The organism is Ruegeria sp. D1(2025), from assembly GCF_056536425.1.
Genome location: NZ_JBQFPO010000001.1, coordinates 1 through 25,604, shown reverse-complemented (window position 1 = coordinate 25,604; position 25,604 = coordinate 1). Strand labels below are relative to the sequence as shown.

31 protein-coding genes and 1 tRNA gene are annotated in these 25,604 nt (G+C 58.5%); 15 read left to right on the top strand and 17 right to left on the bottom strand.

Features of this window, described 5'->3' with window-relative positions; all coding sequences use genetic code 11:
- The 3 genes from mce to ACR1XU_RS00150 form a co-directional block, all read right to left on the bottom strand.
- Positions 1-405, bottom strand: coding sequence for a methylmalonyl-CoA epimerase (gene mce, locus ACR1XU_RS00160; protein ID WP_170609666.1), 405 nt, complete (start codon positions 403-405; stop codon positions 1-3).
- A 96-nt stretch (positions 406-501) separates the two neighbouring features.
- A complete protein-coding gene (gene argF, locus ACR1XU_RS00155; RefSeq protein ID WP_480908677.1) occupies positions 502-1,428 on the bottom strand; it encodes an ornithine carbamoyltransferase in 927 nt (308 codons plus the stop codon).
- A gap of 74 nt (positions 1,429-1,502) precedes the next feature.
- Entirely contained in the window at positions 1,503-2,690 is a 1,188-nt protein-coding gene (locus ACR1XU_RS00150; protein ID WP_480909068.1) for an acetylornithine transaminase, read from the bottom strand.
- 293 nt (positions 2,691-2,983) lie between these two features.
- Here ACR1XU_RS00150 and ACR1XU_RS00145 point away from each other — a divergent pair, with 293 nt between their 5' ends.
- A complete protein-coding gene (locus ACR1XU_RS00145) occupies positions 2,984-3,862 on the top strand; it encodes a DMT family transporter (RefSeq protein ID WP_480909069.1) in 879 nt (292 codons plus the stop codon).
- A 122-nt stretch (positions 3,863-3,984) separates the two neighbouring features.
- Positions 3,985-5,220 (top strand): MFS transporter, encoded by a 1,236-nt coding sequence (locus ACR1XU_RS00140; protein ID WP_480909070.1) that lies wholly within the window; start codon positions 3,985-3,987, stop codon positions 5,218-5,220.
- On the opposite strand, the gene ACR1XU_RS00135 is transcribed toward ACR1XU_RS00140, so the two are convergent.
- Positions 5,217-6,020, bottom strand: coding sequence for an ABC transporter permease (locus ACR1XU_RS00135; RefSeq protein WP_480909087.1), 804 nt, complete (start codon positions 6,018-6,020; stop codon positions 5,217-5,219). The genes ACR1XU_RS00140 and ACR1XU_RS00135 overlap by 4 nt on opposite strands.
- A 126-nt stretch (positions 6,021-6,146) precedes the next feature.
- On the opposite strand from ACR1XU_RS00135, the gene ACR1XU_RS00130 reads away from it, so the two are divergent.
- Both ACR1XU_RS00130 and ACR1XU_RS00125 read left to right on the top strand, forming a co-directional pair.
- Positions 6,147-6,722 carry a GcrA family cell cycle regulator gene (locus ACR1XU_RS00130; protein WP_170610884.1) on the top strand — a complete coding sequence of 192 codons (576 nt, stop codon included), beginning with the start codon at positions 6,147-6,149 and terminating at the stop codon, positions 6,720-6,722.
- 5 nt (positions 6,723-6,727) lie between these two features.
- The gene (locus tag ACR1XU_RS00125; protein ID WP_480909071.1) at positions 6,728-7,372 is read left to right on the top strand and encodes an NUDIX hydrolase; all 645 of its coding nucleotides are present in this window, start codon (positions 6,728-6,730) and stop codon (positions 7,370-7,372) included.
- 19 nt (positions 7,373-7,391) lie between these two features.
- On the opposite strand, the gene ACR1XU_RS00120 is transcribed toward ACR1XU_RS00125, so the two are convergent.
- The 7 genes from ACR1XU_RS00120 to ACR1XU_RS00090 all read right to left on the bottom strand — a co-directional run bounded on the left by ACR1XU_RS00120 (position 7,392) and on the right by ACR1XU_RS00090 (position 11,702).
- On the bottom strand, positions 7,392-8,522 hold the full coding sequence (locus ACR1XU_RS00120; protein WP_480909072.1) for an energy transducer TonB family protein: 1,131 nt from the start codon (positions 8,520-8,522) through the stop codon (positions 7,392-7,394).
- The gene (locus tag ACR1XU_RS00115; protein ID WP_170609652.1) at positions 8,519-8,896 is read right to left on the bottom strand and encodes an ExbD/TolR family protein; all 378 of its coding nucleotides are present in this window, start codon (positions 8,894-8,896) and stop codon (positions 8,519-8,521) included. Before ACR1XU_RS00115 ends, ACR1XU_RS00120 begins: the two co-directional genes overlap by 4 nt.
- A gap of 4 nt (positions 8,897-8,900) precedes the next feature.
- Positions 8,901-9,266 carry an ExbD/TolR family protein gene (locus ACR1XU_RS00110; protein ID WP_480909073.1) on the bottom strand — a complete coding sequence of 122 codons (366 nt, stop codon included), beginning with the start codon at positions 9,264-9,266 and terminating at the stop codon, positions 8,901-8,903.
- Positions 9,259-9,924 carry a MotA/TolQ/ExbB proton channel family protein gene (locus ACR1XU_RS00105; RefSeq protein WP_170609650.1) on the bottom strand — a complete coding sequence of 222 codons (666 nt, stop codon included), beginning with the start codon at positions 9,922-9,924 and terminating at the stop codon, positions 9,259-9,261. The genes ACR1XU_RS00110 and ACR1XU_RS00105 overlap by 8 nt, the downstream gene beginning before the upstream one ends.
- Positions 9,921-10,355, bottom strand: a complete 435-nt coding sequence (locus ACR1XU_RS00100) for a hypothetical protein (RefSeq protein WP_480909074.1) — start codon at positions 10,353-10,355, stop codon at positions 9,921-9,923. The genes ACR1XU_RS00105 and ACR1XU_RS00100 overlap by 4 nt, the downstream gene beginning before the upstream one ends.
- Before the next feature lie 199 nt (positions 10,356-10,554).
- The gene (locus tag ACR1XU_RS00095; RefSeq protein ID WP_480525524.1) at positions 10,555-11,133 is read right to left on the bottom strand and encodes a PA14 domain-containing protein; all 579 of its coding nucleotides are present in this window, start codon (positions 11,131-11,133) and stop codon (positions 10,555-10,557) included.
- A gap of 116 nt (positions 11,134-11,249) precedes the next feature.
- Positions 11,250-11,702 (bottom strand): Lrp/AsnC family transcriptional regulator, encoded by a 453-nt coding sequence (locus ACR1XU_RS00090; protein ID WP_170609644.1) that lies wholly within the window; start codon positions 11,700-11,702, stop codon positions 11,250-11,252.
- Positions 11,703-11,775: 73 nt separating this feature from the next.
- On the opposite strand from ACR1XU_RS00090, the gene ACR1XU_RS00085 reads away from it, so the two are divergent.
- Positions 11,776-12,372 (top strand): LysE family translocator, encoded by a 597-nt coding sequence (locus tag ACR1XU_RS00085; RefSeq protein ID WP_480909075.1) that lies wholly within the window; start codon positions 11,776-11,778, stop codon positions 12,370-12,372.
- Position 12,373: 1 nt separating this feature from the next.
- On the opposite strand, the gene ACR1XU_RS00080 is transcribed toward ACR1XU_RS00085, so the two are convergent.
- Entirely contained in the window at positions 12,374-13,207 is an 834-nt protein-coding gene (locus tag ACR1XU_RS00080; RefSeq protein ID WP_480909076.1) for an AraC family transcriptional regulator, read from the bottom strand.
- Positions 13,208-13,792: 585 nt separating this feature from the next.
- Here ACR1XU_RS00080 and ACR1XU_RS00075 point away from each other — a divergent pair.
- A complete protein-coding gene (locus tag ACR1XU_RS00075) occupies positions 13,793-14,755 on the top strand; it encodes an acetyl-CoA carboxylase carboxyltransferase subunit alpha (RefSeq protein ID WP_480909077.1) in 963 nt (320 codons plus the stop codon).
- 4 nt (positions 14,756-14,759) lie between these two features.
- On the opposite strand, the gene ACR1XU_RS00070 is transcribed toward ACR1XU_RS00075, so the two are convergent.
- The 3 genes from ACR1XU_RS00070 to ACR1XU_RS00060 all read right to left on the bottom strand — a co-directional run bounded on the left by ACR1XU_RS00070 (position 14,760) and on the right by ACR1XU_RS00060 (position 17,388).
- Positions 14,760-15,890: a lytic murein transglycosylase gene (locus ACR1XU_RS00070; RefSeq protein WP_480909078.1), complete on the bottom strand. Its 1,131-nt coding sequence runs from the start codon at positions 15,888-15,890 to the stop codon at positions 14,760-14,762.
- A gap of 124 nt (positions 15,891-16,014) precedes the next feature.
- The gene (locus tag ACR1XU_RS00065) at positions 16,015-16,662 is read right to left on the bottom strand and encodes a GntR family transcriptional regulator (protein WP_170609635.1); all 648 of its coding nucleotides are present in this window, start codon (positions 16,660-16,662) and stop codon (positions 16,015-16,017) included.
- A 30-nt stretch (positions 16,663-16,692) separates the two neighbouring features.
- Positions 16,693-17,388 (bottom strand): M48 family metallopeptidase, encoded by a 696-nt coding sequence (locus ACR1XU_RS00060; RefSeq protein WP_480909079.1) that lies wholly within the window; start codon positions 17,386-17,388, stop codon positions 16,693-16,695.
- A 100-nt stretch (positions 17,389-17,488) separates the two neighbouring features.
- Between ACR1XU_RS00060 and ACR1XU_RS00055 the strand changes: the two genes are divergently transcribed.
- From ACR1XU_RS00055 to ACR1XU_RS00020, 8 genes are all read left to right on the top strand, one after another.
- Positions 17,489-17,806: a TIGR02300 family protein gene (locus ACR1XU_RS00055; protein WP_170609631.1), complete on the top strand. Its 318-nt coding sequence runs from the start codon at positions 17,489-17,491 to the stop codon at positions 17,804-17,806.
- A 146-nt stretch (positions 17,807-17,952) separates the two neighbouring features.
- Positions 17,953-18,028 (top strand) — tRNA-Ala (locus tag ACR1XU_RS00050).
- A 155-nt stretch (positions 18,029-18,183) separates the two neighbouring features.
- Positions 18,184-19,209 carry a tyrosine-type recombinase/integrase gene (locus tag ACR1XU_RS00045; protein ID WP_480909080.1) on the top strand — a complete coding sequence of 342 codons (1,026 nt, stop codon included), beginning with the start codon at positions 18,184-18,186 and terminating at the stop codon, positions 19,207-19,209.
- Positions 19,210-19,227: 18 nt separating this feature from the next.
- On the top strand, positions 19,228-19,386 hold the full coding sequence (locus tag ACR1XU_RS00040; RefSeq protein ID WP_480811959.1) for a hypothetical protein: 159 nt from the start codon (positions 19,228-19,230) through the stop codon (positions 19,384-19,386).
- Positions 19,383-19,928, top strand: a complete 546-nt coding sequence (locus ACR1XU_RS00035; RefSeq protein WP_480909081.1) for a hypothetical protein — start codon at positions 19,383-19,385, stop codon at positions 19,926-19,928. Before ACR1XU_RS00040 ends, ACR1XU_RS00035 begins: the two co-directional genes overlap by 4 nt.
- Positions 19,929-20,013: 85 nt before the next feature.
- Positions 20,014-20,265: a hypothetical protein gene (locus ACR1XU_RS00030; RefSeq protein ID WP_480909082.1), complete on the top strand. Its 252-nt coding sequence runs from the start codon at positions 20,014-20,016 to the stop codon at positions 20,263-20,265.
- Between the two features lie 39 nt (positions 20,266-20,304).
- The gene (locus ACR1XU_RS00025) at positions 20,305-20,574 is read left to right on the top strand and encodes a hypothetical protein (RefSeq protein WP_170512719.1); all 270 of its coding nucleotides are present in this window, start codon (positions 20,305-20,307) and stop codon (positions 20,572-20,574) included.
- A 146-nt stretch (positions 20,575-20,720) separates the two neighbouring features.
- Complete coding sequence (locus ACR1XU_RS00020) at positions 20,721-23,012, top strand: DUF7146 domain-containing protein (protein WP_480909083.1); 2,292 nt, start codon at positions 20,721-20,723, stop codon at positions 23,010-23,012.
- A 442-nt stretch (positions 23,013-23,454) separates the two neighbouring features.
- Here ACR1XU_RS00020 and ACR1XU_RS00015 read toward each other — a convergent pair whose 3' ends face one another.
- On the bottom strand, positions 23,455-23,970 hold the full coding sequence (locus ACR1XU_RS00015; RefSeq protein WP_480909084.1) for a hypothetical protein: 516 nt from the start codon (positions 23,968-23,970) through the stop codon (positions 23,455-23,457).
- A gap of 349 nt (positions 23,971-24,319) precedes the next feature.
- Positions 24,320-25,264, bottom strand: coding sequence for an aldo/keto reductase (locus ACR1XU_RS00010; protein WP_480909085.1), 945 nt, complete (start codon positions 25,262-25,264; stop codon positions 24,320-24,322).
- Between the two features lie 33 nt (positions 25,265-25,297).
- On the opposite strand from ACR1XU_RS00010, the gene ACR1XU_RS00005 reads away from it, so the two are divergent.
- A complete protein-coding gene (locus ACR1XU_RS00005; protein WP_480909086.1) occupies positions 25,298-25,504 on the top strand; it encodes a hypothetical protein in 207 nt (68 codons plus the stop codon).
- Positions 25,505-25,604 lie beyond the last annotated feature (100 nt).

Genomic DNA, 25,604 nt, shown 5'->3' with positions numbered 1-25,604 from the left:
TCAGACCTGCTCGAGTTCGACCAGACATCCGTTGAAATCCTTGGGGTGCAGGAACAGAACAGGTTTCCCGTGGGCACCGATCTTGGGCTCTCCTGATCCCAGGACACGGGCGCCGGTTTCCTTCAGGTGGTCACGAGCGGCAATGATATCTTCGACCTCGTAACACACATGGTGAATGCCGCCCGCAGGGTTCTTTTCCAGAAACCCGTTGATCGGGCTGTTGTCGCCCAGCGGATAGAGCAGTTCGATCTTGGTGTTCGGCAACTCGATGAAAACGACGGTTACACCGTGGTCCGGCTCATCCTGAGGCGCGCCAACCTTTGCGCCCAGCGCGTTGCTGTATTGCGCGGATGCGGCTTCGAGGTCCGGAACGGCGATGGCGACGTGGTTCAAACGTCCGATCATTGTGCTCTCCTGTCGTTTCTGCGTTGCAGCGTTTATGGGCGCAGACGATCAAAAGGGCAAGGCGCGACGGCCCCGCCCAGTTATTGCCTTTAGGCGTCAGACACCCAGACACCAGCGCATGACCGCCTTTTGCGCGTGAAGACGGTTTTCGGCCTCATCAAAAATGACCGAGTTCGGGCCATCCATAACCTCGGACGTGGCTTCCTCTTCCCGGTGCGCCGGCAGGCAATGCATGAACAACGCGTCGGGTTTGGCGTGGGCCATCAGTTCGGCATTGACCTGATAGGGGCGCAGCAGGTTGTGACGGCGTTCCTTGGCCGACTGGGAATCGTGCATCGAGACCCAGGTGTCGGCGACCACCAGATCGGCACCTTCAACCGCTTTGTAGGGATCACGTTCGACCACGATCTTCGAGCCCTTCTGACGGGCAAAGCCCATGAACTCTTCCTCCGGATCGAATTGAGCGGGTCCCGTAAACGTCAAATCGAAGCCGAACTGGCCTGCAGCATGCAGGAACGAAGCACACACATTGTTGCCGTCGCCTGTCCAGACCACCTTCTTGCCGGCGATGGGGCCGCGGTGTTCTTCAAACGTCAAGACGTCCGCCATGATCTGGCAGGGATGGGTGCGATCTGTCAGACCGTTAATGACGGGGACATCCGAGTACTCGGCCATTTCGGTCAGAATGGTTTCGTCAAAGGTCCGGATCATGATCATGTCGACATAGCGTGACAGCACACGGGCGGTGTCGGCGATGGTTTCGCCATGGCCCAGCTGCATATCCTTGCCGGACAGAACCATGGTCTGCCCGCCCATCTGGCGCACGCCCACATCAAACGACACGCGGGTTCGGGTCGAAGGCTTTTCGAAGATCAGCGCAACCATGCGATCCTTGAGAGGCTGTTCATCGTCATGAGCCGCCTTGGGGCGGCCGAGGCGCGCCGTTTTCATGGCGTCGGCTTGGTCGATCATGCTGCGCAGGGCTGCCGCATCGGTTTTATGGATGTCGAGAAAATGGTTCATTTCATTTCGCTTTTGGCTGTCGGACGCCGGGGGCCAGCCCCCGGACCCCCGGAGTATTTGGGAAAAGATGAAGATCAGGCGGTTGCGAGACTGGCTTCGACCTGTCGGGCGGCTTTTTCCAGGTGGATCATGGCCTGCGCGATATCGTCCTCGGTCAGCGTGAGCGGTGGCAGGAGGCGAATGACGTTGTCGGCGGCAGGGACAGTGATGACCCCGTTGTCATAGCCGGCATTCACCACGTCTATGTTTGTCGGCTTGCATTTGAGGCCCAGCATCAGACCGGCGCCGCGCACTTCTTCGAACACGTCAGGATGATTGGCGATCAGGCTTTCGAGTTTCTGGCGCAGCAGGCCGGCCTTGCGATTCACGCCTTCGAGGAAGGCCGGTGTGGCGACCTGATCGATCACTGCACAGCCTACCGCGCAACCCAGCGGGTTGCCGCCATAGGTGGACCCATGTGTGCCCGCTGTCATGCCGTTCGCAGCATCCTCGGTTGCCAGCACGGCACCCAGCGGGAAGCCGCCTCCTATACCCTTGGCAACCAACATGATATCAGGCGTAATACCCGCCCATTCATGAGCAAAGAGCTTTCCGGTACGGCCGACACCGCATTGCACTTCGTCCAGGATCAGCAGGATTCCGTTTTCGTTGCAGATCTGGCGCAGCGCCTTGAGTTCCGCATCCGGAACCGGGCGAATGCCCCCTTCGCCCTGAACGGGTTCGATCATGATCGCGGCTGTATGTTCAGTGATGGCGTTTGTGACACCGTCAAGATCGCCGAAGGCTACATGAACAAAACCGGGTAGCAGCGGACCGAAGCCCTTGATCATCTTCTCGGACCCGGCGGCGGCGATACCTGCCGAGGAACGCCCGTGAAAAGATCCCTCGAAGGTAATGATCTCGATCCGCTCCGGCTGATCTTTGTCATAGAAGTGCTTCCGAGCCATCTTGACGGCCAGTTCACAGGCTTCGGTACCGGAATTGGTGAAGAATACGGTATCCGCGAATGTGTGTTCGACCAGTTTGTCGGCCAGCGCCTGCTGTTGAGGGATCTGGTACAGGTTCGAAACATGCCACAACGCGTGCGCCTGATCCGTCAGAGCCGCAACCAGTGCCGGATGCGCGTGACCCAGCGCGTTCACCGCGATCCCGGCGCCGAGGTCCAGAAAACGTCGGCCGTCCGCCTCGGTCAGCCAGGCACCTTCGCCTTTCACGAATGAAAGCGGTGCGCGATTGTAGGTCGGCAGAACGGACGGGATCATCGGATCATCCTTTTCAGATTGGTTAAGCCCCGTGAGTGATACACTAAGGCCGGTTTCGTCAACTGATTTGGTGGAGATTGCGCTGATTTGAACAGCACAAAGGATCAACAGGGCCGGTTACGCGGTCAGGCGTCGGCGTCGGAGGCGCAGGATATGTGCGTGTTTGATCATGCGGGCCGTATAGCGGGACCTTCGGTTTCTGAAAACCCCGAAATTGAGTGGATCGCATAATTTCACTCTGACACAAGCATTTGGCACTTGTCATTTCGCCCTGCGTCGCGCACCGCTGAACCATGACCCCGGCGCGCCAGAACCCTGCCCTTGCGGCTATTCTCATCTTTGTTGCAAGCGCGCTGATCGCGGGCACAACACTGCTGGCCAAGGCGCTGGGCACCGATACGCTTGGTCCGGCGCTGCATCCGATACAGATCAGCCATGGGCGGTTTCTGTTTGCCTTTGTCGTGATCATCAGCGCGGTCTTCGCGCTGCGTCCGAACCTACGGCGACCGCATTGGGGGCTGCATGTCGGGCGGACCAGCTTTGGCTGGTTGGGGGTCACGCTGATGTTTGCCTCGGTCGCGTATGTTCCAATAGCGGATGCGACTGCGATTTCCTTCCTGAACCCGGTCTTTGCGATGATGCTCGCCATCCCTCTTCTGAAAGAGGGGGTCGGTCCCTGGCGCTGGCTGGCGGCAGCGGTGGCCCTGACAGGCGCGCTGATCCTGTTGCGCCCCACGCCGGCCAGTTTTCAGCCCGCAGCGCTTTTGGCGTTGACGGCGGCTGCGGTGATCGGGATGGAGCTGATATTTATCAAGAAACTCTCGGGTCGTGAAATTCCGATCCAGATTCTGCTGGTGAACAACTCTATGGGGCTGGGCATCGCAACGGTCGCGGTAATTACGGTTTGGCAGCCGCCCACCGCAGCACAATGGGTCGCTCTGGCGGGGATCGGTGGGCTCATGGCCTGTGCGCAAGCCTGTTTTGTCAACGGTATGGCCAGGGCTGACGCCTCATTCGTGGCGCCGATCAGCTACGCGACCCTGATCTTTGCCGCCCTGTACGATTTTGCTGTATTTGGCGTGATTCCGGATGCGGTCAGCTTGGCAGGCTCGACAATCATCCTGACCGGCGCCTTGATTCTGGTCTGGCGCGAGGCCCGCGCGCGGCAATAAAAATATCCGGAAACTTCCAACGCTTTGGCCCGAGGGCGACCTCGGTGTCGCAAATCTTCACGACACCTGATCCGAGACCCGCATTCTGGTCGAAGTTGTTTGTTGTTTAGAGAGATTACGCGATGCACGAACGCCGAATCCCGGAATGGGTCCGCCATGCTCCTGCCCCGTCGGTTCGCGAGTTCGGACTGCTTGCGGGTTTTGAGGCGATTGTTCGCGGCATTCTGATTTCGGTCTTTCCGCTGGTGATGTATCGCGCGCTGGGCGACGCGTCTTCGGTTTCCTTTGTGTATTTTCTGGTGGGGATCGTGTCACTGACGGCCGGTCTGATGGTGCCATTCATCATTCGCTTCATTCCGCGGCGCTGGGCGTACACCATCGGCTGCGTGATGTTCATGGTCAGCGCTGTTCTGGCCATCGAGGGCAGCCCGACCGCCGTGGTGACTGCCTTGGCCATAAACACGGTGGCGACAGTTGTGACATTTGTCTGCTTCAACGCTTACGTGCTGGATTACATCAGCAAAATCGAACTTGGACGCTGCGAAACCAGCCGCATGTTTTACAGCGCGCTGGGCTGGACTGGCGGACCGATGGCCGGCGTATTGCTGATGGAACTATGGGCACCAGCGCCTTTCGTGATCAGCGCGGTCGCCTCTTTTGGCATGCTGATCCTGTTCTGGAGCATGCGCCTGGGCAATGGCAAACTGATCACCAAAGCACGCGGACCGGCAACGAATCCACTGGCGTTTCTGCCTCGTTTCTTCTCCCAGCCCCGGCTGGTGGCCGGATATCTGTTTGCGATGATCCGCTCGTGCGGCTGGTGGATCTATGTGGTCTACCTGCCAATCTTTGCCATTCAGAACGGGCTGGGTGAACAGCTTGGCGGCATTCTGCTGTCGGGAACCAATGCAATGCTGTTTGTCGCCCCATTGATTCTGCGCTGGGTCCAGGCGCGGTCTTTGCGGGCTGCGGTTCGGACGGGATTTGCCGCCTGTGGGGTCTGTTTCGTTGTCGCAGGGGCGGTGGCGGGATGGCCCATCGCGTCGGTTGCGGCGCTGGTTTTGGGGTCGGTCTGGCTGATCGTGCTGGATATCTGCGCCGGATTGCCGTTTCTGATGGCCGTGAAACCGTCGGAGCGGACCGAGATGTCTGCTATCTATTCCAGCTATCGGGACGTATCGGGCATTCTGACGCCGGGCGTGGCTTCACTGGTACTTCTGGCTACGCCGGTTGCAGGCGTGTTTGCGGCCGGTGGTGTCGCCCTGTTTGGGGCATGGGCGGTAGCGGCACGGTTGCACCCCAGGCTGGGACGACCCCGGGTCCCGTTGCAGCCGGGAGCGCTGGCCGAAGCCGCCTAGGCCTTTAGCCGATATCCTGTGCGCAGCATCTGCCAGGTCAGCGCGCCTATCAGGCCCGTCGCGCCTGCGCAGACGGCCATGCCCAGCCACGGCGAACTGTCGGACACGCCGATCATCCCGTAACGCAACCCGTCAATCAGATAAAAGACGGGATTCAGATGGCTCAGGCGGTTTAGCACCGGTGGCAAGGCTTCGACCGAGTAGAAGGTGCCCGACAAAAAGGCCAACGGTGTGACAATGAAATTGGTGATCGCCGCCATCTGGTCGAATTTGTTGGCGAAAATTCCGGCAAGCAGCCCGAGTGCCCCCATGAAAGCGCCGCCAAGCAGCACAAAAATCAGCGCTGTCAGCGGATGTTGCGGCACCAGCCCCAGGACCACCGCCAGCGCGATGGCGACAACGCAGGCAATCAATAGCCCCCTAGCGATGCCGCCGGCCAGATAGCCCAGCAAAATCTCCAGCGGCGAAAGCGGAGGCATCAGAGTGTCGACAATGTTTCCCTGCACCTTGGCGATCACCATCGATGATGATGTGTTGGCAAAGGCGTTCTGAATGACTGTCATCATCATGATGCCCGGTGCCAGGAAGGTCAGGAACGGCACACCCATCACGTCCGGCCTGCCGGGGCCGATAGCGATATTGAAGATCAGCAGGAACAACCCCGCGGTCACCAGCGGGGCCAGCAAAGTCTGCGTCCACACCGCCAGAAAGCGCAGGGTCTCGCGCTGCGCCAGCGTGTAAAGGCCCATCCAGTTCACTGCTCCGAAATGGCGCGTATTCTGATCTGCGGGAATTTGCATCATCTGACCTCAACCTGATTCGAAGACAGCTTGTAACTCGGGCTGCAGTGATTAAAATAGGGGGCTGATACGAATTCCCAAGGCGGCCCGAATCCGGGGCCGCTTTCCGCTTTTGAAAGGCAAATGATGTCCTGGACTGACGAGCGTGTAGAACTGCTGAAGAAGATGTGGGGCGAGGGCCAGTCGGCCAGCCAGATCGCCAAGGAACTGGGTGGCGTGACCCGCAACGCCGTGATCGGCAAGGTGCACCGTCTGGGCCTGTCGAACCGGACCACTGGCGCGGCACCAGCCAAGGCTGAACCCAAGGAAAAACCGGCCCCCGAACCCAAGGCGGAAGCCAAGCAAAAACCTGCACCTAAGACTGAACCGGCACGCCCGGCCCCTGCCCCGGCAGCCGAAGCCAAGCCCGCCATTCCGGCCCGTCGTCAGATCATCCCGGCCGGTCAGCCCCTGCCGCCGCAACCGTCGGCCAACGAGATCAGCCCCGAAGCGCTGGCCAAGGTCAACGAGGTCGAAAAGAAGGCCAAAAAGCTGACTTTGATGGAACTGACCGAGAAAACCTGCAAATGGCCGGTTGGCGACCCCGCAACCGAAGATTTCTGGTTCTGCGGTCTGCCGGTTGAACAGGGCAAACCCTATTGCGAGGCGCATGTGGGCGTGGCCTTTCAACCCATGAGCGCCCGCCGCGACCGCCGTCGCTGACCGGGATGCGCCAGGAGCCGACCGCGCTGGAGGATACCTGGCTTGCGCGGGCGAAACGTCTGCTGGCGCTGTCCGAGACCGGGCAGCACTTTACCACGGACGGTTTTGACCGCGAACGCTATGACGAGATCGCCGCGTTGGCGCGCGCCATGCTGGCTGATCTTGGCCACGTCCCGCTGTCACGGATCGAAGGGCTGATATCCGACCATACCGGCGGTTACGCAACGCCCAGCATTGATATTCGCGGCGCAATTATTCGCGACGGCCGAATCCTTCTGGTCCGTGAACGCAGCGACGGACGATGGGCGATGCCGGGCGGTTTTGCCGATATCGGCAGTTCCCCGGCGGAAAACATAGAACGTGAAGTCTGGGAAGAGGCCGGACTGCGGGTCCGCGCACGTCAGCTTTACGCGCTGCGACACAAGGCACGCCATCCGTATCCGGCGGACATACGGGATTTCTACAAACTGTTCTTTCTGTGCGAAGAAAGCAGCGTCACAGCACCAGAACCAGGCATGGAAACAAGTGAGGTCGCGTTTTTTGCGCCCCAGGATCTTCCGGAGCTGTCTTTGGTTCGGAATCTGCGGTCAGATATCGAAGCCGCATTTACGGCACTCACGAACGGGTCGACTGTCACCCTGTTCGATTGACATCAACTTCCCACCGTAATCAGTTGTTCTGGTAGAAGAATGACAGCTTGCGGCTGGTTCCGCTGGGCGGGCGTGGGAACGGTGCAGCGCGCCTGACCTGTTCGCGGGCTGCGCGTTCAACTTCGAGCGAGCCGGAACTGTCCACGATTTCGACCCAGGCCAGTGAACCGTCGGGATCGATCTGGAAAAACACCTGCGCAAAACCTCGGGCCGAAACAAACACAACCGGTGCGCGATTCAGATGCACCAGAACCTGCCCGGCATAGTTGGTTACATCGGAATTCCCAGGCCCGCGCCCGCCCGAGCGCGATCCCCCGCTGCCCTGCCTGAACCTATCGATGCCTTCGCGGCGATAAACGGTCAAAGGCGAATCGACTACCTGATCAGGAAAGCGCAAGTCGCTGAAATCCCTCGATCCCTTCAATACACCTTGCCGTTCCGTTGTTGGTCGCCGGTCCGGAAGGCGTGGCCTGATTGAGGTGGTCACGGCGAGCTCTGAATCTTCAGATTCTTCCACCGTTTCCGCCGCATCCGGTATCGGTGACAGAGCGGCGATCTCCGGTTCCACCGCTTCCTGCACGGGTGGAACAATGGCCGTGACCGGCGGGGTGGCGACCGCTTCAGGCACGACAGGCAGAGCGGCAGGCTGTTCGGGTTCTGCCGCTGCCTCGATTGCATCAGGATCGCCCTGAGGCGCTTTGGCCGCGGTTTCCGCCTCAATGGGGTCGGAGTTGGCTTCATCGGCACTGGGTTTGTCGTCACCATCGGCTTCTTCGGCTGTAACTGAAGGCTGGACCGGCTCTGCAATCTCTGGCTGAACGATTTCGGCTTCGCCGGTATCAGGGGACGGCACCGGCTTTGGGTCGTTTGAGGCGACCAGCGCCTCGGTGATCGGAACCGGTTCCGTCCGTTCGGGCTCGGGCGGCGTTTCCTCTGGCGGCTCGGGCGTTTCAGCAGGCTCGGGTTCGACGGGTTCCGCCACGGGCTCGACCAGATCCTCGAAGGCATTGCCCATTGCCACCCTGTCAGGCCGGGTATCCGGTGTCTCAGATCCGGGCAGCGCCGGTGTCGTCAGAGTAAGCCCCATCAAGTGAACCATCACGGAAATCGCGATCGCCACGGCGGCAATCAGGGCAGAACCGCGGATCATTCGAGCGCCTGTTCGGTCACGACAAAGACCGATGTTGCCCCCAGACGGCGCAAGGAAGTGGTGATTTCGATCAGGCGCTGACCCTGCGCATTGCGGTCCGGAACGATCCGTACCGGACCTGCATCATGGGTTTGCATATAGGCCTCGGCGCTGGATGGAGCACCGCGAAAACTAAGTGTTCCGTCGCTGTGCAGCACCAGCGCGTCGGGTGGTTCGCGCCCGGCCAGATCGGACGTGTTCACCAGCTCAAGATCCCCGTCCATTGGTGGTGCCAGCGTGCCCGTTATCAGAAAGAAAATCAGCATCAGGAAGATGACATTGATCAGCGCGATGGTGGAATCACGTTTACGGCTGGGGCGGGTACGGCGGATCATGGCCTTACTCCAGCACCAGAACGCTGAGGTCTTCACGGCCGCGCAGCAGAGCCAAAATATCAACTAGATGCTGTGCTGTGGCGTCGTTGTCCATGCTGATCAGAACCTGACCCGCTTCGACCTGGGCCGCCAGTTCCTCGGGCGTGACCGGCGCGCCGTTCAGTACTAGCCGGGTCGCCCCCAATTGCACGAAAGCGCGTTCCGACGGCGCATCCGAGGCCGCCCCACCGCTGGTTGCGCTGCTTAGTTCGATCTCGCCAAAGCGGGAAAAGGTCGAGGACAGCATGAAGAACAACAAAAGCAGGAAAATGACGTCAATGAGTGGCGTCATCGACAATGGGCGGCGAACGAAGGGTGCGGTATTACGCATGTTCGGGCGCGACCGGGGTATGCGCTCTGCCCGTCGCGGCCTGAATGCCCTGCCCCGGAACCAGCACGGTCCGCAGTGCCTTGTCAGCGAACACACGCTCGCGTGCTGTCCGGCTTTCGAACCACGACAACACCATCGAGGTTGGCATAGCGACCGCCAGCCCGACTGCCGTGGTGATCAGCGCAACCCAGATACCGCCAGCCAAAAGCGAGGGATCGACCGAAGCCCCGGCGGATTGCAGGCTCTGGAACGCTTCGATCATACCCAGAACGGTTCCGAACAGCCCCAGCAGCGGCGCGAGTTGCGCAACGGTATCAAGTAGGCGAAAACCCCGCTCTAGCCCCGCCAGCGCCAGCCCGGCCTCGGCATCCAGCCGCTCAGACAGGCCCGGTGCATCCGGTGCGTCCATCGCCGCATTCACGAGCGGAGCAAGGTAGCTGTGGCTTTGTGTCAGACGGTCACGCGCAAGCTGCCGATCACCCGCATCCCAGGCCGCCAGCGCCTGAGACAACACCCGATGCCGACCCACGCCGCACGCGGCAAACTGCCAGAGCTTGTACAGCGTGACGGCGAGCGTCAGCACCGACATCACGATCAGGATCGCAACCACCGGCCCACCCAGGGCCACGATCTCGCGCAGCGCAACCAGCGGGCTCATCCCAGTAGCTCCACGTCGACACGGCTGCCAAGCGTCAGCGTTTCCCGGCATATGTCGCTTTCTGCCCCGTTGACCTGACAGGAATTCGTACCATTAAAAAGAACCTGACCGATCTTCTCGCAGGACAATCCGGAAAGGTTGAACTGGCGCACGCGCATACGGCCCTCGGGAAGGTCCCTCAGAAGCAGAAGCGTCAGGCGATCCACGCCTCCGGAGGTGTCGAAAATCACGGCTTCAAACGAAACAGCGTCAACACCTTGCCCCGTGTCATTTCGCACCACGAAAGTCATCTGGCAGGCGTCATCAATATCCTGAAGTGTGTTGAGTTCGACAAACAGTTCCGCCGCAGAGCTTTCATCGGATTGCGCCAGCGCCATGGCGGGCAACATTCCCAGAAAGAGCCCGGCTAGCGCGAGACGTCGAATTAACATGTGCGGGCTCCCGAAGGTTCAGCAGTTACTTTGTTGACCCCGGGGATCGCCCCCCGGGGTGTGGTTTTCATACCCAAGATAGGTGCGATGAAAAAGACTTGCAGGCGGCCTTGTGAAAATTCGTGCATTTTTTGGGAAAAGCCCGACATGCCTGATCAAACAGACCTGTTGGGCCAACCGACTGTTGCCCCGCTTGGCGTCAGCGCCCGAATGCGCTGTTCGGGGTCCATTTCATTTTTTCACCCGCTTTGCCCCATTTCATCATCAGGCAGGATGTTCCGTATTTCTGGAAATACTTAATATTCAGCGGGTACCACCCGGCCTTTGGCACTTCGACCTCGGTGCGCTGGTTGGCTTCGCAGCCCTGGCGTCCGTTGACATATCCGATCTGTTGACCGCCGACATAGGCGTCAATTCCATCGTTGGACCAGGTTTCCAACTCGTAAATGCCGGGCGAGTCAAAACGGATAAAACCGGTAATCTCCGCCGCCACATTATAGGCTTCGTTGAAAGTCATGACAGGATCACCATCCGATGTGTCACGGTAATCCAGTCCCCTCAAAGGCGGACCCGCCTTGGCCTTTTTCAACAGGAAACCAACTTTGGCGAGGTTCTGAATCTTGCGCGGCGGATTCCCCTCCCATGCGTATTTCACATTCAGTCCCGCCTTCGCGTTGGGCTGCGGGTTTGCGGGTTGCAGTTTCAATGGCGCGGACATGGCCGTGCTGCCGATTACTGCCGCGACTGTGGCCAGCGCACCGATCCGAAAGAGTTTCATGGTCTTCTCCCTGAGTGTGGTCCTTTGGGGTTTCTCCCCTTCCGACCTTTTTATTGCGAAGACACTAGGACGTGAAAATTCACCTCGCAAGTCGGTTGAAGTTCACAATCTCAACGTCAGGCCCTTACGTCCTTTGGTGAATCCATTACAACATAGGACGTAATTGAGGTCACATGCGGCAGGGTTCCCAGCACCTCGGTATGGAAAGTCTTGTAGGACGGCAGGTCGGCACACTCCACCCGCAGCAGATACTCGATTGTTCCGGTAATATTGTGGCATTCAACCACTTCCGGCGCACGCTGCAATGCGCGCTCGAACCCTTCCTGCGCGGCTTTGGTGTGCTCGCCCAACCCTACGCCGATATAGGCCACAAACCCCACTCCCAGGGCTGCGGGGTTTAGAACCGCGCGATAACCCGTGATGACACCGGCACGTTCCAGTTCCTGCACCCGGCGCAGACAAGCAGACGGCGACAGACCAACACGGTCAGCAAGGTCCAGGTTGCTGATACGACCGTCCCGGGACAGCTCTCGCAATATTTGGCGGTTTATTTCGTCAATCTTGGTCATTGATTGCAAAACTAAGGGAAGTACGCATCAAAACGCAATTTCATTTACCGGTTTTGCCTCAATTATTCGCTTCATGACCTATGAACTTCTGCTCGCCCTGATCGCTTTTGCATTCGTTTCCTCGATTACGCCGGGGCCGAACAATCTGATGTTGATGGCATCGGGTGCCAATTTCGGGTTCCGGCGCACCGTCCCGCATATGCTGGGGGTCGGGCTGGGCTTTGCCTTCATGGTTCTGCTGGTGGGAACCGGACTGGTTCAGATCTTCGACCGTTATCCGGTCAGCTATACGATACTCAAAATCGCATCCGTAATTTATCTGCTGTACCTAGCCTGGAAGATTGCCAATGCCGCGCCGACGCAAGATCAGGCCGTGAAGGGTACACCAATGACGTTTCTTCAGGCCGCCTCGTTTCAATGGGTCAACCCCAAGGCGTGGGCCATGGCCCTGACAGCAACTGCCGCTTATACGCCGGATCAGACGCTGGGTGCGATCATGGTCGTTGCAATGGTTTTCGGAGCGGTCAACCTTCCCTCGGTCAGCGTCTGGACCGTTCTTGGACAACAGATGGCGCGCGTTTTGACAAACCCGCGCCGATTGCTTGCCTTCAACTGGACCATGGCGGTGCTGCTGGTGGCCTCGCTTTATCCGGTGCTGTGGCCGAGTTGAGCTATTTCAGTGGCAGACAGATTTCAGTCAGCAGGTCTTCTGGCGCGGTGTCGCGCGGATCGTTGAGGTAAATTTCATAGCAAGGCCGATCCGCCGGTTCCTCGCCAGATTCAGGCAGCCAGTTGCCGAACAGGCTGTGATAGGCGGCGTGAATTCCTGAATACGGGCCCTTGTAGGTCAGCACAGCGGTATTGCCGCCGGGGATTTCCAGAGCTTCCATACCGTCGGGGGTCGCACCGCCGCGATGTTCGGCACCGGCATAGCTGCGCAATTGATCTTCGGGCACGTCATCGGGACTGTCGAGGTAGACCCCGATAACAGGACCCATCTGCGGCCACAGTTGGCGGGATTCGCACAAGGTACCAAAGGCTTCAAAGCTTTTGCCGATCTCGGCATACGCGCCTTTGTGAGGCAGCGCGACAACGCGGCGGGCGGGTTCGATTCGTTTCGTGACAGGGTGCATTGGATATTCTCCGGTTCTGAAATTTGGGTTGGCTGGCAGGCATTGCCCGGCCTTCCGAAAACCGGCGGGGCTGCTGCCATAGGCCTCGGAAAAGGCCCGCGCAAAGGATTTCAGGTTGGGATAGCCGATATCAGTGGCCACCTGCGCAACCGGCTTGTCGGATTGCACCAGCCAGCACGCCGCCCGATGCAACCTGATCCGGCGCACGGCCTGCGCGCAGGTTTCGCCAGTGATGGCCCGAAACACACGATGCCAGTGAAACCGCGACATGGCCGCGACATCGGCCAGCGTGTCCAGTGACAAATCCCCGGCCGGATGATCGTGGATATAGGCCAGAACGCGCAAAATGCGGTCTTCATAGCTGGCTGTCATCGGCTCCCTTCCTTCTTCTTGCCTGACCGGGATCGCATATTCCGCGACCACAAATCTTGCTGAATTCTCACCAACCAATACACTGAAACGCTACGATCTTCGCTTGGACCAATCCTGAGCCCGAACGATGGCCCAAAACAATGGACTTGCATGACATGTCTCACTCACTAGTTTGGCCGCGGTTTGGCTGCTTCCGCATTTTTTGACTTCTCGCAGAGAAGCCAAAAACACTCTTCTGCCGACGCAGGGCATTTGGCTCAGAACGATCCCAGGTCTGAAACCCTAATTGAGGATCGGCCAAGCCTTGGTCGGAAACTGATCAGCGATCCGTTCAGTGACATTCCGGATGCGATTCATCAACATCCGGGATCCGTCGGCGCCACGAGCAATAGTCAGATCTGTCGAGCCAAAAACACGGGATGGAAGTGAGAACCGGGTCTAATTGCCGAGGGTGGGTGCCGATGACCTTGCGGCTGTGAAACAGCCATACCCGCTACGGATCAGGTTCAGGACCCGGCTTGCCTTGTGTTGCATTCCTCTGGCGGCAAGTTCATATAGCGGGGAAATTCCGCGTTGAGAGGCGTCATGACCCAGTATCTGGATTTCGAGAAACCCCTGGCCGAGATCGAAGGCAAGGCCGAGGAACTGCGCGCGCTGGCCCGTGCCAACGAAGAGATGGACGTGGCCGAAGAAGCTGCTGCGCTGGACGCCAAGGCGGCCAAACTTCTGGATGAGCTGTACGGCGATCTGACCCCGTGGCGGAAATGTCAGGTAGCACGCCACCCGGAGCGCCCCCATTGCAACGATTATGTCGGCGCGCTGTTTACCGAGTTCACGCCCCTGGCCGGTGACCGGAACTTTGCCGACGACCTGGCCGTGATTGGCGGTCTGGCGCGGTTCGACGACCAGCCGGTGATGGTGATCGGGCACGAGAAAGGCTCGGACACCAAGTCCCGGATTGAACGCAATTTCGGCATGGCCCGCCCCGAAGGCTACCGCAAGGCCGTACGTCTGATGGAGATGGCTGGCCGTTTTGGCCTGCCGGTGATCACGCTGATCGATACCGCAGGCGCCTATCCCGGCAAAGGCGCCGAAGAACGCGGCCAGTCCGAAGCAATCGCCCGGTCGACAGAGATGTGTCTGAAAATCGGTGTACCACTGGTCTCCGTCATCATCGGCGAAGGCGGTTCGGGCGGTGCGGTTGCGTTCGCTACGGCAAACCGTGTCGCGATGCTGGAGCATTCGGTCTATTCGGTGATCTCGCCCGAAGGCTGCGCCTCGATCCTGTGGAAGGACTCCGAGAAAATGCGCGAAGCGGCCGAGGCCCTGCGCCTGACCGCGCAGGATCTGCACAAGCTTGGCGTCTGCGACCACATTATCCCGGAGCCCAAAGGCGGTGCCCATCGTGATCGTCCGGCGACAGTTGAGGCAGTGCGCGCATCAATCACGGCCATGCTGGCCGAACTGGCAGGCAAAGACGCAGCGGCCCTGATTCAGGACCGCCGCCAGAAATTCCTCGACATCGGATCGAAAGGGTTGGCGGCCTGAGCCGTCAGCCCCCAAGCCTGCGCAGCAAGTCTGCCGAGGGCGTCCCAGTTACGGCCAGACCGCTGGCCCGCTGGTAGTCGCTGATGGCGGCTTCGGATTTCTTGCCGATCACACCATCCGCCCCTTCCGTGTCATACCCGGCCGACGTCAAACGACGCTGCAACTCCTTGCGGTCCTCGAGGGTCAGGCCGTTCTCGTCCGGCCCGAACGAGGCCTGAAACGGCGCGCCGCCGGCGATCCGGTCGGCCAGATGCCCGACACCGATCGCGTAGCTGTCCGAATTGTTGTAGCGCTTGATCACCTGAAAATTGCGGAACACCGCGATGCGCGGTCCGGGCGTCTGCGGCTGCAGCACTGCGACAGGTGTGCCTGACACCGTTCCGACCTCGCCACCCCACTTCTGGCCCCGCACCCAACCGGCGCGCGCCAGATAGGCCGCGGTCGAGGCCAGTGAGTCGGTCGGATCGTCCGACCAGATATCCCGTCGCCCGTCGCCGGTGAAATCCACCGCGTAGGCCAGATACGACGTCGGAATGAACTGGGTATGCCCCATCGCCCCGGCCCAGCTGCCGGTCATTTTGTTGGGGGTCGTATCGCCGTTCTGCAGGATCTTCATCGCTGCGATCAACTGCTTTTCAAAGAACTCCCCGCGCCGTCCGTCGTAGGCCAGCGTCGACAGAGCCGAGATCACCGCCACATCGCCCCGACGCGCGCCATAGCGACTTTCCAGCCCCCAGACCGCAACCACGATTTCACGGTCGACGCCGTATTGGGCTTCAATTTGCGACAAGGTTGCGCCATGGCGCTGCAGCATCTGTTTGCCGGTGCTGATCCGCTCGTCCGAGGCCGCAATGGCCAGATAATCCTCAAGCGAGCGCTTGAACTCGACCTGGTTGCGGTCACGTTCGATCACGCCGGGCAAATATCCAGCCCCCTGAAACGCGCGATTGATTGTGGCCTGCGAAATCCCCTGAGACGCCGCGCGTCCCTTGAACCCGGCAACCCAGGCATCCCAGCCTGCATTGGGCACAGCCTGCATCCGTGTGGCCGGCCCGCGCGCAGGTGAACTGATATCGGAACAGGCGGCCAGCAGCGCCGACCCAAGCCCCATAGAGAAGGTCCGTCGATTGATCATGTCTGAAATCTGCTCTTGTTGTGGTTTTGGCCAGAGTAACGCAGACCGCGCTTTTGAGCCAGAACGTCGCTGGCCTGCGCCTGTCTCGAATGGGGCAACCGGGATGTCGTCGGCAATAAGCCGCCTAGCTGACCAGCAACCGCAAGCCCTGCGTCACATCGGACCGTACCGCCAGCCGTAATCCTGGCTCATCGCCAGCCTTGAGCGCAGCTATGATCAGCTTGTGGTAGTGCGGCGGCTCTGTGCGCCGTAGCCGCCCATAGAGTGCGCGCATCGTCGGGCCCAGTTGCAACCAAACGGTTTCCGCAATTGCCAGCATCGCCGGTGCCTGCGCCCGAAGGTACAAAGTGCGGTGGAACTCAAGATTGGCGCGGATATACCCGACCGCATCCCGTTTGGTTACCATTTCCGCAACCGTCATGTTGATGCTCTGCAGCCGGTCAATTAGCGCCATGTGCGCCCGTGGCAGTGCCCGGCTTGCCAGTTCAACCTCAAGCAGGGCGCGCAAGGCCGCGAGTTCCTCGATCCGGTCGTTGCCAAGTTCCGGGGTCGATACGCGACCTGACGACGACAGGGTCAGTGCCCCTTCGGCCGCCAATCGGCGCACCGCCTCGCGGGCCGGTGTCATGGATACGCCAAACTCTTTGCCGATCCCGCGCAGGGTCAACGCCTGCCCCGGGGCAATATCCCCATGCATGATACGGGACCTGAGCGTCCGGTAGACGCGGTCGTGCGTTGCGGTCTGGGACTCGGTGGAACGTGTGCTCAACATGCGCCCATGTGATCACAAATATCAGCCGGGTCAACTCGTCCCGGCTTCAAATCGGTATTGATGCAGCCGCGCCCCGTTGTCGCGCAACCACCGCCGCTGATCCTTGCAAGGCCCGAAGATCCGCTCGACCTGTGCCCAGAAAGCCGGAGAGTGGTTCATCTCAACCAGATGAGCCACCTCGTGGGCCGCGACATAATGCAAAATTTCTGAGGGTGCCAGAATCAAGCGCCACGAGAACATCAGCGCACCGACGGAACTGCACGATCCCCAGCGCGACCGCGTATCCCGAAGAGTCAGGCTTTTGTACGGACGGCCCAACATGGCGGCATAGTCATCGCAGGCTTCTGTCAACCGGTCGCGCGCGAGTTCCTTGAGGAATCGGGCCAGTCGTCGCCCCTCGGCCCCCGAAGGAACCGCGATCTGGTCGTCATGCATCTGGATCCTTCGCCCCGTCGCGGCAACGATTTTTCGCTCGGACCCTTCGATTGGAAGGAAACCGCCGATTTCCACCGGCGTCCGGCCGGGCTGGTTCTGCAGATGCTGCCGGATCCAGTTTTCCTTTGTGCGGGCGAAACTCAGCGCTTCGGCCTCGGGCACGCCTTGCGGGAAGGTCAGCGTGACCCGCCCGTCCAGTTGGGAAATCCGCAGACTGATCCGCCGTGCCCGCGCCGACTTGCGCAATGTCAAAGGCACCGGAGGCGTCCCGGGCAATGCATGTTTCCCCATATCCCAACTTCTCCTGCGCAAAGGCTTTGACAGTGCCGGCCGCATGTGGCACGTGACCTGAATCGTTGATACGACTCACCTGATATCAAGGGGATTTGACATGCCCAAGGAAGAATGGGGCGTAAAGCGCGTTTGCCCGACCACTGGCAAGCGGTTTTATGACCTGAACAAGGACCCGATCGTAAGCCCCTACACCGGCGAGATCGTGGTTATGGAAACCGGCAAAAGCCGGATGATCGCCGCCGACGCCGAGGATGCTGCATCCGCCAAGGCGCGTGAATCGCAGTCTGACGATGACATCGCTCTGGACGATGACGTCGATGTCGATCTGGACGATGATCTGCTGGATGATGACGATGACAATGACAACGTGTCGCTGGACGACATCACTGACATGTCATCGGAAGACGAAAACTGAATTCGTCCCGAGGCGGCCCCCGGCCGCCTCGTTTCATTTTTGCGGATCAGCAAGACGGCAAAAATTTTGCAAAACCGATTTTTTGGACTTGCACTATCCGGCACCGTCTCATAAACGTCCGTCCACCGCACAGGCGGTACCTGCATGGGGCCTTAGCTCAGTTGGGAGAGCGCTTGCATGGCATGCAAGAGGTCAGGGGTTCGACTCCCCTAGGCTCCACCATTTTTCTCCTCAGTTCGAATTCACTGGCAGTCACACGGCTTTGTAAATAAGGCCTTTGACGTGTCCGTCTTTCTGACCCCCAAGGAAACTTGGGCTCTGGCAGAGTTCCCATTGTGGGGGTCTGTGTGGGGTTCTCCAGTGGGAAAGTATGCGAGATGACCAAACTAACGGACAGACAAATCAAGGCTGCGAAACCGGGCGACAAGAAGATCAAGCTGGCAGATGGCCTCGGCCTGACGCTGATCGTTCACGCGAAGGGCAGCAAGACATGGGTCTGGCGCTACAGGGTCGGTGGAAAGCAGTGTGAGATGACTTTGGGCTCCTATCCCTCTGTCGGCCTCAAAGATGCGCGCCAGCGCGTTGAGGTGCAGAGGAACCTGCTTGAAGATAACATCACCCCCGATGTGGCGGAGATGCAGGCCCGGTCGGGCCTGACGGACACCACCTTCGCCGGTGTCGCACGCGCATGGCTGGCAGCGGAGCGTTCACACTGGGCAGAGAAGACTTATGTCCGCGCCCGCAACCGGATCGAAAAGGATGCCATCCCTCTGCTGGGAACTGTGGAAGTCGCGGATATCACGGCAGTCGATATCAAGGCCGTTGCGCTCAAGATCGCAGATCGCGGGAGCCATGAAACTGCGCGCCGGGTCATCCGCATCCTGCGACAGGTTCTGGGCTATGCGGAGGCCGAGGGCCTGATCTCTGTCGTACCGGGTGCAAACGTAATCGACCGCTTCAAGCCCCAGCCAAAGAAACACCACCCCGCTATCGTTGAGCCAGAGCGTCTGGCGCAATTTCTGCTGTCGCTGGACGCGTGGCCGCATCAGACCTTGGGCAAGCCTCTGGTTCAGATCATTGCGCATACAGGTCAGAGGGCCGGTGAAGTGCGCAAAATGCGCTGGGCGGACATTAACATCGGTGAGCGTGTATGGAATAACCCCGTCACCAAGACGGGCATTACGATTGCCATTCCCCTGACGGACCCGGTGATCGATATCCTGAATGAGATGTACAAGCTCAACGGCCACCGCGAATTCGTCTTTGCGAGCGAGAACGGCCCCGTGTCTGAACCGGCCACAATGAACATGATCCGCAAGATCGGATTTGATGGAGAGACCGACGCCCACGGGTTGCGGGCTACGCTGCGCACATTGGTGACCGAGCGGCTCGGGTTCGATTAGAAACTGGCAGAGGCACAGTTGAGCCACGCATCTAAAGAGCAGCATGGCCGCGCTTATGACCGCACATCCTTCCTCGCCCAGCGCCGGGTGATGATGGAAGCCTATTCGCAGTTTCTGGTTCAGTTGCAGAAGGGCCGTGCTAACGTCGTGCCGATGCTTGTGAAGGCAAAGGTATGAGTGAGACGGATAGTCAGACAGAGGCAGAGCGCGTATTGGCGCTTCTTGAAGAACTGCGTACGCGGGTCAGTTCGCAGCCCGATCTACCCGATGATGCGATGTTGTCAGATGAACTTGTCGGTGTTCTGGACTTCTTCAATGGGGTTGGTCTTGAGTTCCCCTTCATGAAGCGATTGCTTAAGCAAGAACGGCAGCGGCAGCATAAGGTACGCATGGGCGGCAATTCCATTACCCTCGAAGAAACCATACTTCGAGCAAAGGTTGTGGCGGCAATCAATCACCTGATCAAGGCCGAGGGCGAAGCCAACGAGGAAAAAGTGCGCAAGGATGTTGCCGGTTATGCAGGTGTCGATGCCGCAAAAGCGGCACGCTGGCATAAGGAATGCCGCGACTTGCAACCACCAAAATTTTCCGATGTGGGAGGAGAGGCTATTTACCTTGGGCGGATTGATTGCCAGATCGAAAAATACAGGTTGGAATTGGAGCGCAAACACAACTCCATGACACCCCATAAAGCGGTCATGGACCTGTTTGAGCCATAAAAATAAGCCCAACGAACAAGGGTATCAGTTCGTCGGGCATGCATGACTTACAACGTTGCCAGTATCTTTTTGTAGGAGGCTGGCAATGTCAGATCACATCGAAGTGCCCGTTCCACACCGTCTCTATGATGAGCGGTATCTGGCGGCGCTGCTCTGTCTCAGCGACGACGAGTTCTATCTGTTGGACCACTGGCGCGAGTACCATCTCGGCCCGAAATTCATGAACCTTCCCACGGGACAAATCCGGTATCTCGGCAGCGACATCACCAATTGGATAGAAGCTGGGCCAGGAAATGATGGAGAAAGTTTTTTTCAAGCGGTCACGGGCTGCAATTGAAAAAGCCAACGGCGAAGAACCTCAGACGGAGGCGTCTGCATGAGTGTCGCCCGTATGCCTATCCACCCCGACAGCTTCCCGAAAACAGGGAACGTCACACTGAAACAGCTTTCCACACACAGCGGTGCGTTGGGCATGTTCCCCGGATCGCCAAGCACGTGGTTGCGTATGGTGGACAGCGGCGATGCGCCGGAACCCATCCAGATTGGTCGCCAGCATTTTTGGCGCGCTGAACATGTCCGCGCAATTGCGGCGGGTATCGACTGGCGGCTTGTGAAGATCGACACGCCTGATCTGGCAGCGGAATAGGAATAGAGAAACCCCGCCGCACGGAGAGCGCAACGGGGCCAGTGATGATTGTTGCTCTCCCAAGACCAAGGAAAGGAACAAAGCATGCAGGCAAAATCTGCAGCATACCGGACCGAAACGCAGCGGTGGCGGGCATGAGGGGACCAATGAAAAATTTGACCGAGCGTCTCCGCATCGTCGAGGAATCACACGCGGACAAAATTCTCGCCGCCATTGGTGCCAAACCACAAACTGGAAAAAAGCATCAGCGCTGCCCGTTTCCTGACCATGAAGATAAGAACCCTTCATTTCGCTACGATGCAGACGCTAATCGTATTTTTTGCGCGTGCCTGCCCGAAACAGGGGTTTCGCTGACCGATGCGCTAATGAAGGTACGAGGCCTTGCCGACTTCAACGCTGCTGTACGCGAGATTGAAGCCATAACTGGCGAAAAGGTTCTTGAAGGACGGCGGAAGCAGAAGCAATCGGAACCGGGAGAACAGGCGGCCTCGGAGAACCGTGAAGAAACTGATGAACAAGCCGTGCAGCGAGAAGCGGAAGAAAGAGCACGCTCCGACGCGGCATCTGATGAAAAGGCTGCTAAGATCGCATGGGTGCAGAAGCAGGTTGCGAAGACACGTCCTTTAGCCGGCTCACCCGGCGAAGAATACTTGCGCAACATCCGTGGATTGGTTGGGATCGATCTTGAACACGACGCTTTGCGATTTGCTCCAGATTTCCAATGCAAACCGGGTGGTAAGAAAAGCCCGGCTCTAGTGGCGGTGGTTACGGATGACGATGGAAATATTGTTGGCATGCAGGGCACAATCCTGAACCGCAATGGGCAACCGATACGCGACGAGAACGGCAAGAAGACCAAACTGAGCGCAGGCTACATCGGGGATGGTTCAGTTCGGATCAAAAACAAACTGGGTACAGGCACAATTGCGATCGCCGAAGGTATCGAAACCGGATTGACCCGATTGTTTGCTGGGCCAGCAGAGATCAGGGTGTGCCTCGGGTCTATCCGCCCCGAAACGATAGGAGCAAACGCCGGTCGGATTGAGATCATTGCCGACAGCGACAAAGCGCAGGACTGCCGCCAGATCGCGCGTGAATTGGCGGCAGAAAACCCAAATGCACGGGTCCATGTCGTCACGGTACCCTCAAACCTTAGTGAAAAGGCCGATTTGAACGATCTGCTCCAGGATATGGGACGTCGGGCTGTTGCCGCCGCCGTGGATGATGCCGACCGCATCCACGCGCGGCGGCGCAGGTCCAACGTTGAGCAGCTGGTCCGCGGTAGCGACGAAGAGATTGCCGATCGTGTGCTGGAAAACCTAGAAGATCTCTTTGGTCGCATTGTCATCACTGAGGGCACAGTTTGGATTTACGATGGCAAGCTTTGGACTGCTCTCAACGACAATCGGCTTCCGCGTGCCATCGCGCGCTTTGACGGTGCCACTTACCCTACGCCGTCCAACGGCATTGGCGAGGTCAAGATCACGTCAAGTAAGGCGCAAAGTGTCAAGTCGCTTCTCATGTCCAAACGCGATGACGATGGGTTTTTTGAAGGTGCGCCTGTTGGCATCACCTGTGAAAGCGGGTTCGTTTTGTTCGAACAAGACGTTGCAACAGATGAATATGTCCCACGGCTCGAACCACATGCCCGCAAACACCGGGCCCGGCATGCCGTACGTGGTGTATGGCCAGTGCAGGATGCTGAGAAGCGGCTTTTGGGAAGCGACGTGATGAAGCTGCTCACGGGTTTGTTCTCAGCTAAAACGACTTTGAGGCGGCTGCAACACGAGGCTCCAAACCTTGAGTTCGACTTGGACATGGCTGAACAAGACAAAAGCGCGCGGATTGAGCTGATCCTGCAGACAGCCGCCGCAGCGGCACTTGGTATCGGCACGCAAATGAAACACCCGCAGGCCCTTATTTGGATTGGGCCGGGCGGCGCAGGAAAAAGTACCACGCGCAAGGTCATCTCATCATTGATCTCAGCGGATGCACTTCAGTCGGTGCCGCCAGCCAAGATGGGACAAGACTACTTCGTCTCAGTTTTGCGCGGGTGTGCGCTGAACGTTGCGGAGGAGACGTCGGATCGTGATCTTTCAGGCGACGCGCTAAAAAAGGTCATCACCGGGGACATCTGTCATGCCCGGCTGCCATACGGCATACCGTTCTATTTCACTCCCACGGCGCAGCATGTGTTCATCTGCAATGAGCTGCCCGCATTTAGCGGGGGGATCGACAGCGGCGTTGAGCGCCGCTTCAAGGTTCTGGTCTTCGACAAAGCGTATTCTGAAGAGCAGGCCGACGAGGGATTGGCAGATCGCATAATCGAACACGAGGCGGATCTTCTACTACATCTTGTCGTGGTTGCGGCTGCGGAACTTTTGACCACGCGGCGCATGGCGGATCCCATGACATCACGCATAGCCAAGGAGGCGTGAATGAGGGATGCGGACCGGGTTCGTGCGTGGGCGGCAGAGAGACTATCCATCAAGGCAAACAACGTCGTCACTGTTGCTGATCTGTATTCGAATTTCCGTCAGTGGTGTGCCGCAGAAGGTGTATCGGACAGCCGAATTCCTGCGCGCAACAGCTTCGCTCGACGCTTGCGTCATGTAGAGCCCCGTCTCGTTCCAGGACCCAATAGCAAAGGCGCTCGATTCGAAAATGCTATCCTCAAGACGGCCTGATTTAAAGTGGGACAGCTTGTAACGAGGCCAAACGAACTAGGCCGGCCATTTCGTTGTGGGTGGACATGCAATAAAACCTCCCAACTTCCCTGTCGGGCGTTTGGTTGGGAGGTTGGGATGTTTTGTGTCTCGTCCGTCTGTATATTTTCTGTTGTTCACATCAAGCATAATGCTGATTTTTAACGCCCGACGTTCATTGCAGCGTCGCGGTGCGACCTCGCGAGGACCTCCGTGTTTCGTCCAGCGTCTGACGCATTGCTGCCAAACCAGCCCGCTCGACAAACTGGTCCATCGGGTCGAGTTCATCCCAAGTGCGAGATGCGGCAGCAGGCCAGAACTGCGGATGACTGTGCCGCATTTGGCTGAGCCGCCATTCACGGTGGCAGAGTTGCGGTGTCATAGCTTCAGGATCGCTCAGGAAGCGCGCAGCGACACCACAGCAGGCCTGCCACTGCCGGTCATGCACAATCGGGCTTTCCTCGCCGCTCGTTGCTGTTTGGGCTTCACAGTAGGCCATAGCGATCAGGACGATGTGCCTTGCTGCGGCAGCTTCAAGTTGGATATCTTGCTCGATGTGATTTCTCCTATTCATCATGTTGATGCGCATCCCGTTGGCTGTTGCCACCGGCGACCACCCCAAGGCGGGGTTGGTGATCACGATTTTCGTGACGCTCTGGATTCTGTTGGTTTCGCCCTGCCTTAGGCTCATCAGTGGATCGGCGCTAGACCCAGACCATTCGCACCGGTCGCAAGCATGTCTCGGGCGGTCCATACCCCGGCGGTCTTCCGCGACTTACGGGCAAAGCTCGGTAGACGAGCGTCATCATGTTTGGGGGAATTGCGGGCTGTCCGCCCACGTTTGGTATATAATCGCTAAGTCTGTCAGCTTCAAGGAGCGGGCGGCGTAGCGCGGACAAAACAAAAAGCGGCTACGTCTTTTAGAAGGAACAACGTCTGCTTCGCGCTCAAAATCAGCCGCTCATGCCAAGTGCAGCGAATGACTGTTCTGAGCCCCAAGCAGTCAATTGGCAAAACAGTATCCTATCCGAAAACCGACTCTACGCTTCTGGATCCTCCGAAGATTTCCCGAGCTCAGCGAGGTCCTCCCAAACACCTTCAGGAATGGACCACTCTGCCCATTCCATCGCCTGTTGAACATGCTGAGGCCATGTCACTCCGCAAATCGTCGAAGTGATGTCGTCATTTTTCAAAGAGTGTTGCAACGCGACCGCCCCGACTGGGACATCGTAGTGCCCGCATATCTCTTCAACAGCACGTATTGGCGCAAGTACTTCATCATCTGCAGGTCGATAGACATAAAAGCGATGGATCGCGCTGCCTCGGGCAAGCGCACCCCCGGAATAAGGTGCCGCGTTCAATATCGAAACCCCTCGTGACTTCGCGAGTTCTATCAGAGGTGCCGCGTTGTCGTTTACCAGCGTATGCCGGTTGTGTGTCAGGACTACGTCAAAATCCCAACCCTCCAAAATTGGCATCATCAAGTCGATACGTCCCGCTGCGATTCCGACCGCCTTTGCCAGACCTTCCTCCTTGATGCGGAATAACTCTTCAATCGCGCCACCCCGTCTTTTGACCTCAGATAGATCATTTGCATATTCGACATCATGGACGTGGAGTATATCGACGCTGTCGACACTTAGGGCCGAAATACTTTCCTCGAATGACCTACGTGTCTGAGAAGCATCAAAGGCACCGGTTTCCATATCCCGGTCGACTTTGGTGGAAAGCACCCGTCCGACCGGCCAACCGCCAAGCTCACGAATGACTTTACCTATGCGCTCTTCACTTCGTCCCATGGCATAGCAACGGGATGTGTCCAGGAACGCATTTGGCTGCGAAAGAATTGCCCGAATTGTATCAATCGCGCGCTCTTCCTCAACCTCATACCCATAGATCTCCGGAATACTGCCCAACCCTGTCGACCCAAACCCGATGCGAGGGACTCGTATCCCTGTCTTACCAATTTCGCGTAGCTCTGCCATGCCAACCTCCCAATTGGTTCTGGACATTCACAGATGTTGCGCCAGTGGTTTATTGAAAACAAGTCAGGCATGTCGCTGGAGTTACTTTCCGGCCTCAACGCAATTGTTCAAGCCGCAAATTCACCAGGCTTTTTCGCGAACGACCGGTTTGTCTGCGCAGCTGTCGTTCACGCCGAGCGCAGCGAAGTCAAAAAGGCCTACGGCCGAGTTTCGGCCGCAACTTCTGTTCGTTGGAAGTGATTGCAGCAGGCTTTGCTGATGCCTGATTGCGATCTCGTTGAATTGACAAGGTGTGATGATCTAGGATTATGGAAAGATGAGCAAAGTGCAACGCCCTCCG

Bases quoted from the DNA above. Each gene is read 5' to 3' on its own strand.
- ACR1XU_RS00010 (WP_480909085.1), bottom strand. From the start codon at position 25,264: ATGGCAGAGCTACGCGAAATTGGTAAGACAGGGATACGAGTCCCTCGC.
- ACR1XU_RS00060 (WP_480909079.1), bottom strand. From the start codon at position 17,388: ATGGGGAAACATGCATTGCCCGGGACGCCTCCGGTGCCTTTGACATTG.
- ACR1XU_RS00080 (WP_480909076.1), bottom strand. From the start codon at position 13,207: ATGACAGCCAGCTATGAAGACCGCATTTTGCGCGTTCTGGCCTATATC.
- ACR1XU_RS00035 (WP_480909081.1), top strand. From the start codon at position 19,383: ATGAGTGAGACGGATAGTCAGACAGAGGCAGAGCGCGTATTGGCGCTT.
- ACR1XU_RS00095 (WP_480525524.1), bottom strand. From the start codon at position 11,133: ATGAAACTCTTTCGGATCGGTGCGCTGGCCACAGTCGCGGCAGTAATC.
- ACR1XU_RS00105 (WP_170609650.1), bottom strand. From the start codon at position 9,924: ATGAGCCCGCTGGTTGCGCTGCGCGAGATCGTGGCCCTGGGTGGGCCG.
- ACR1XU_RS00150 (WP_480909068.1), bottom strand. From the start codon at position 2,690: ATGATCCCGTCCGTTCTGCCGACCTACAATCGCGCACCGCTTTCATTC.
- ACR1XU_RS00030 (WP_480909082.1), top strand. From the start codon at position 20,014: ATGTCAGATCACATCGAAGTGCCCGTTCCACACCGTCTCTATGATGAG.
- ACR1XU_RS00015 (WP_480909084.1), bottom strand. From the start codon at position 23,970: ATGAGCCTAAGGCAGGGCGAAACCAACAGAATCCAGAGCGTCACGAAA.
- ACR1XU_RS00115 (WP_170609652.1), bottom strand. From the start codon at position 8,896: ATGATCCGCCGTACCCGCCCCAGCCGTAAACGTGATTCCACCATCGCG.
- ACR1XU_RS00120 (WP_480909072.1), bottom strand. From the start codon at position 8,522: ATGATCCGCGGTTCTGCCCTGATTGCCGCCGTGGCGATCGCGATTTCC.
- ACR1XU_RS00100 (WP_480909074.1), bottom strand. From the start codon at position 10,355: ATGTTAATTCGACGTCTCGCGCTAGCCGGGCTCTTTCTGGGAATGTTG.
- ACR1XU_RS00140 (WP_480909070.1), top strand. From the start codon at position 3,985: ATGCACGAACGCCGAATCCCGGAATGGGTCCGCCATGCTCCTGCCCCG.
- ACR1XU_RS00055 (WP_170609631.1), top strand. From the start codon at position 17,489: ATGCCCAAGGAAGAATGGGGCGTAAAGCGCGTTTGCCCGACCACTGGC.
- ACR1XU_RS00110 (WP_480909073.1), bottom strand. From the start codon at position 9,266: ATGCGTAATACCGCACCCTTCGTTCGCCGCCCATTGTCGATGACGCCA.
- ACR1XU_RS00020 (WP_480909083.1), top strand. From the start codon at position 20,721: ATGAAAAATTTGACCGAGCGTCTCCGCATCGTCGAGGAATCACACGCG.
- ACR1XU_RS00065 (WP_170609635.1), bottom strand. From the start codon at position 16,662: ATGTTGAGCACACGTTCCACCGAGTCCCAGACCGCAACGCACGACCGC.
- ACR1XU_RS00025 (WP_170512719.1), top strand. From the start codon at position 20,305: ATGAGTGTCGCCCGTATGCCTATCCACCCCGACAGCTTCCCGAAAACA.
- ACR1XU_RS00135 (WP_480909087.1), bottom strand. From the start codon at position 6,020: ATGCAAATTCCCGCAGATCAGAATACGCGCCATTTCGGAGCAGTGAAC.
- ACR1XU_RS00145 (WP_480909069.1), top strand. From the start codon at position 2,984: ATGACCCCGGCGCGCCAGAACCCTGCCCTTGCGGCTATTCTCATCTTT.
- ACR1XU_RS00130 (WP_170610884.1), top strand. From the start codon at position 6,147: ATGTCCTGGACTGACGAGCGTGTAGAACTGCTGAAGAAGATGTGGGGC.
- ACR1XU_RS00045 (WP_480909080.1), top strand. From the start codon at position 18,184: ATGACCAAACTAACGGACAGACAAATCAAGGCTGCGAAACCGGGCGAC.
- ACR1XU_RS00005 (WP_480909086.1), top strand. From the start codon at position 25,298: ATGTTGCGCCAGTGGTTTATTGAAAACAAGTCAGGCATGTCGCTGGAG.
- mce (WP_170609666.1), bottom strand. From the start codon at position 405: ATGATCGGACGTTTGAACCACGTCGCCATCGCCGTTCCGGACCTCGAA.
- ACR1XU_RS00085 (WP_480909075.1), top strand. From the start codon at position 11,776: ATGACCTATGAACTTCTGCTCGCCCTGATCGCTTTTGCATTCGTTTCC.
- argF (WP_480908677.1), bottom strand. From the start codon at position 1,428: ATGAACCATTTTCTCGACATCCATAAAACCGATGCGGCAGCCCTGCGC.
- ACR1XU_RS00090 (WP_170609644.1), bottom strand. From the start codon at position 11,702: ATGACCAAGATTGACGAAATAAACCGCCAAATATTGCGAGAGCTGTCC.
- ACR1XU_RS00070 (WP_480909078.1), bottom strand. From the start codon at position 15,890: ATGATCAATCGACGGACCTTCTCTATGGGGCTTGGGTCGGCGCTGCTG.
- ACR1XU_RS00125 (WP_480909071.1), top strand. From the start codon at position 6,728: ATGCGCCAGGAGCCGACCGCGCTGGAGGATACCTGGCTTGCGCGGGCG.
- ACR1XU_RS00075 (WP_480909077.1), top strand. From the start codon at position 13,793: ATGACCCAGTATCTGGATTTCGAGAAACCCCTGGCCGAGATCGAAGGC.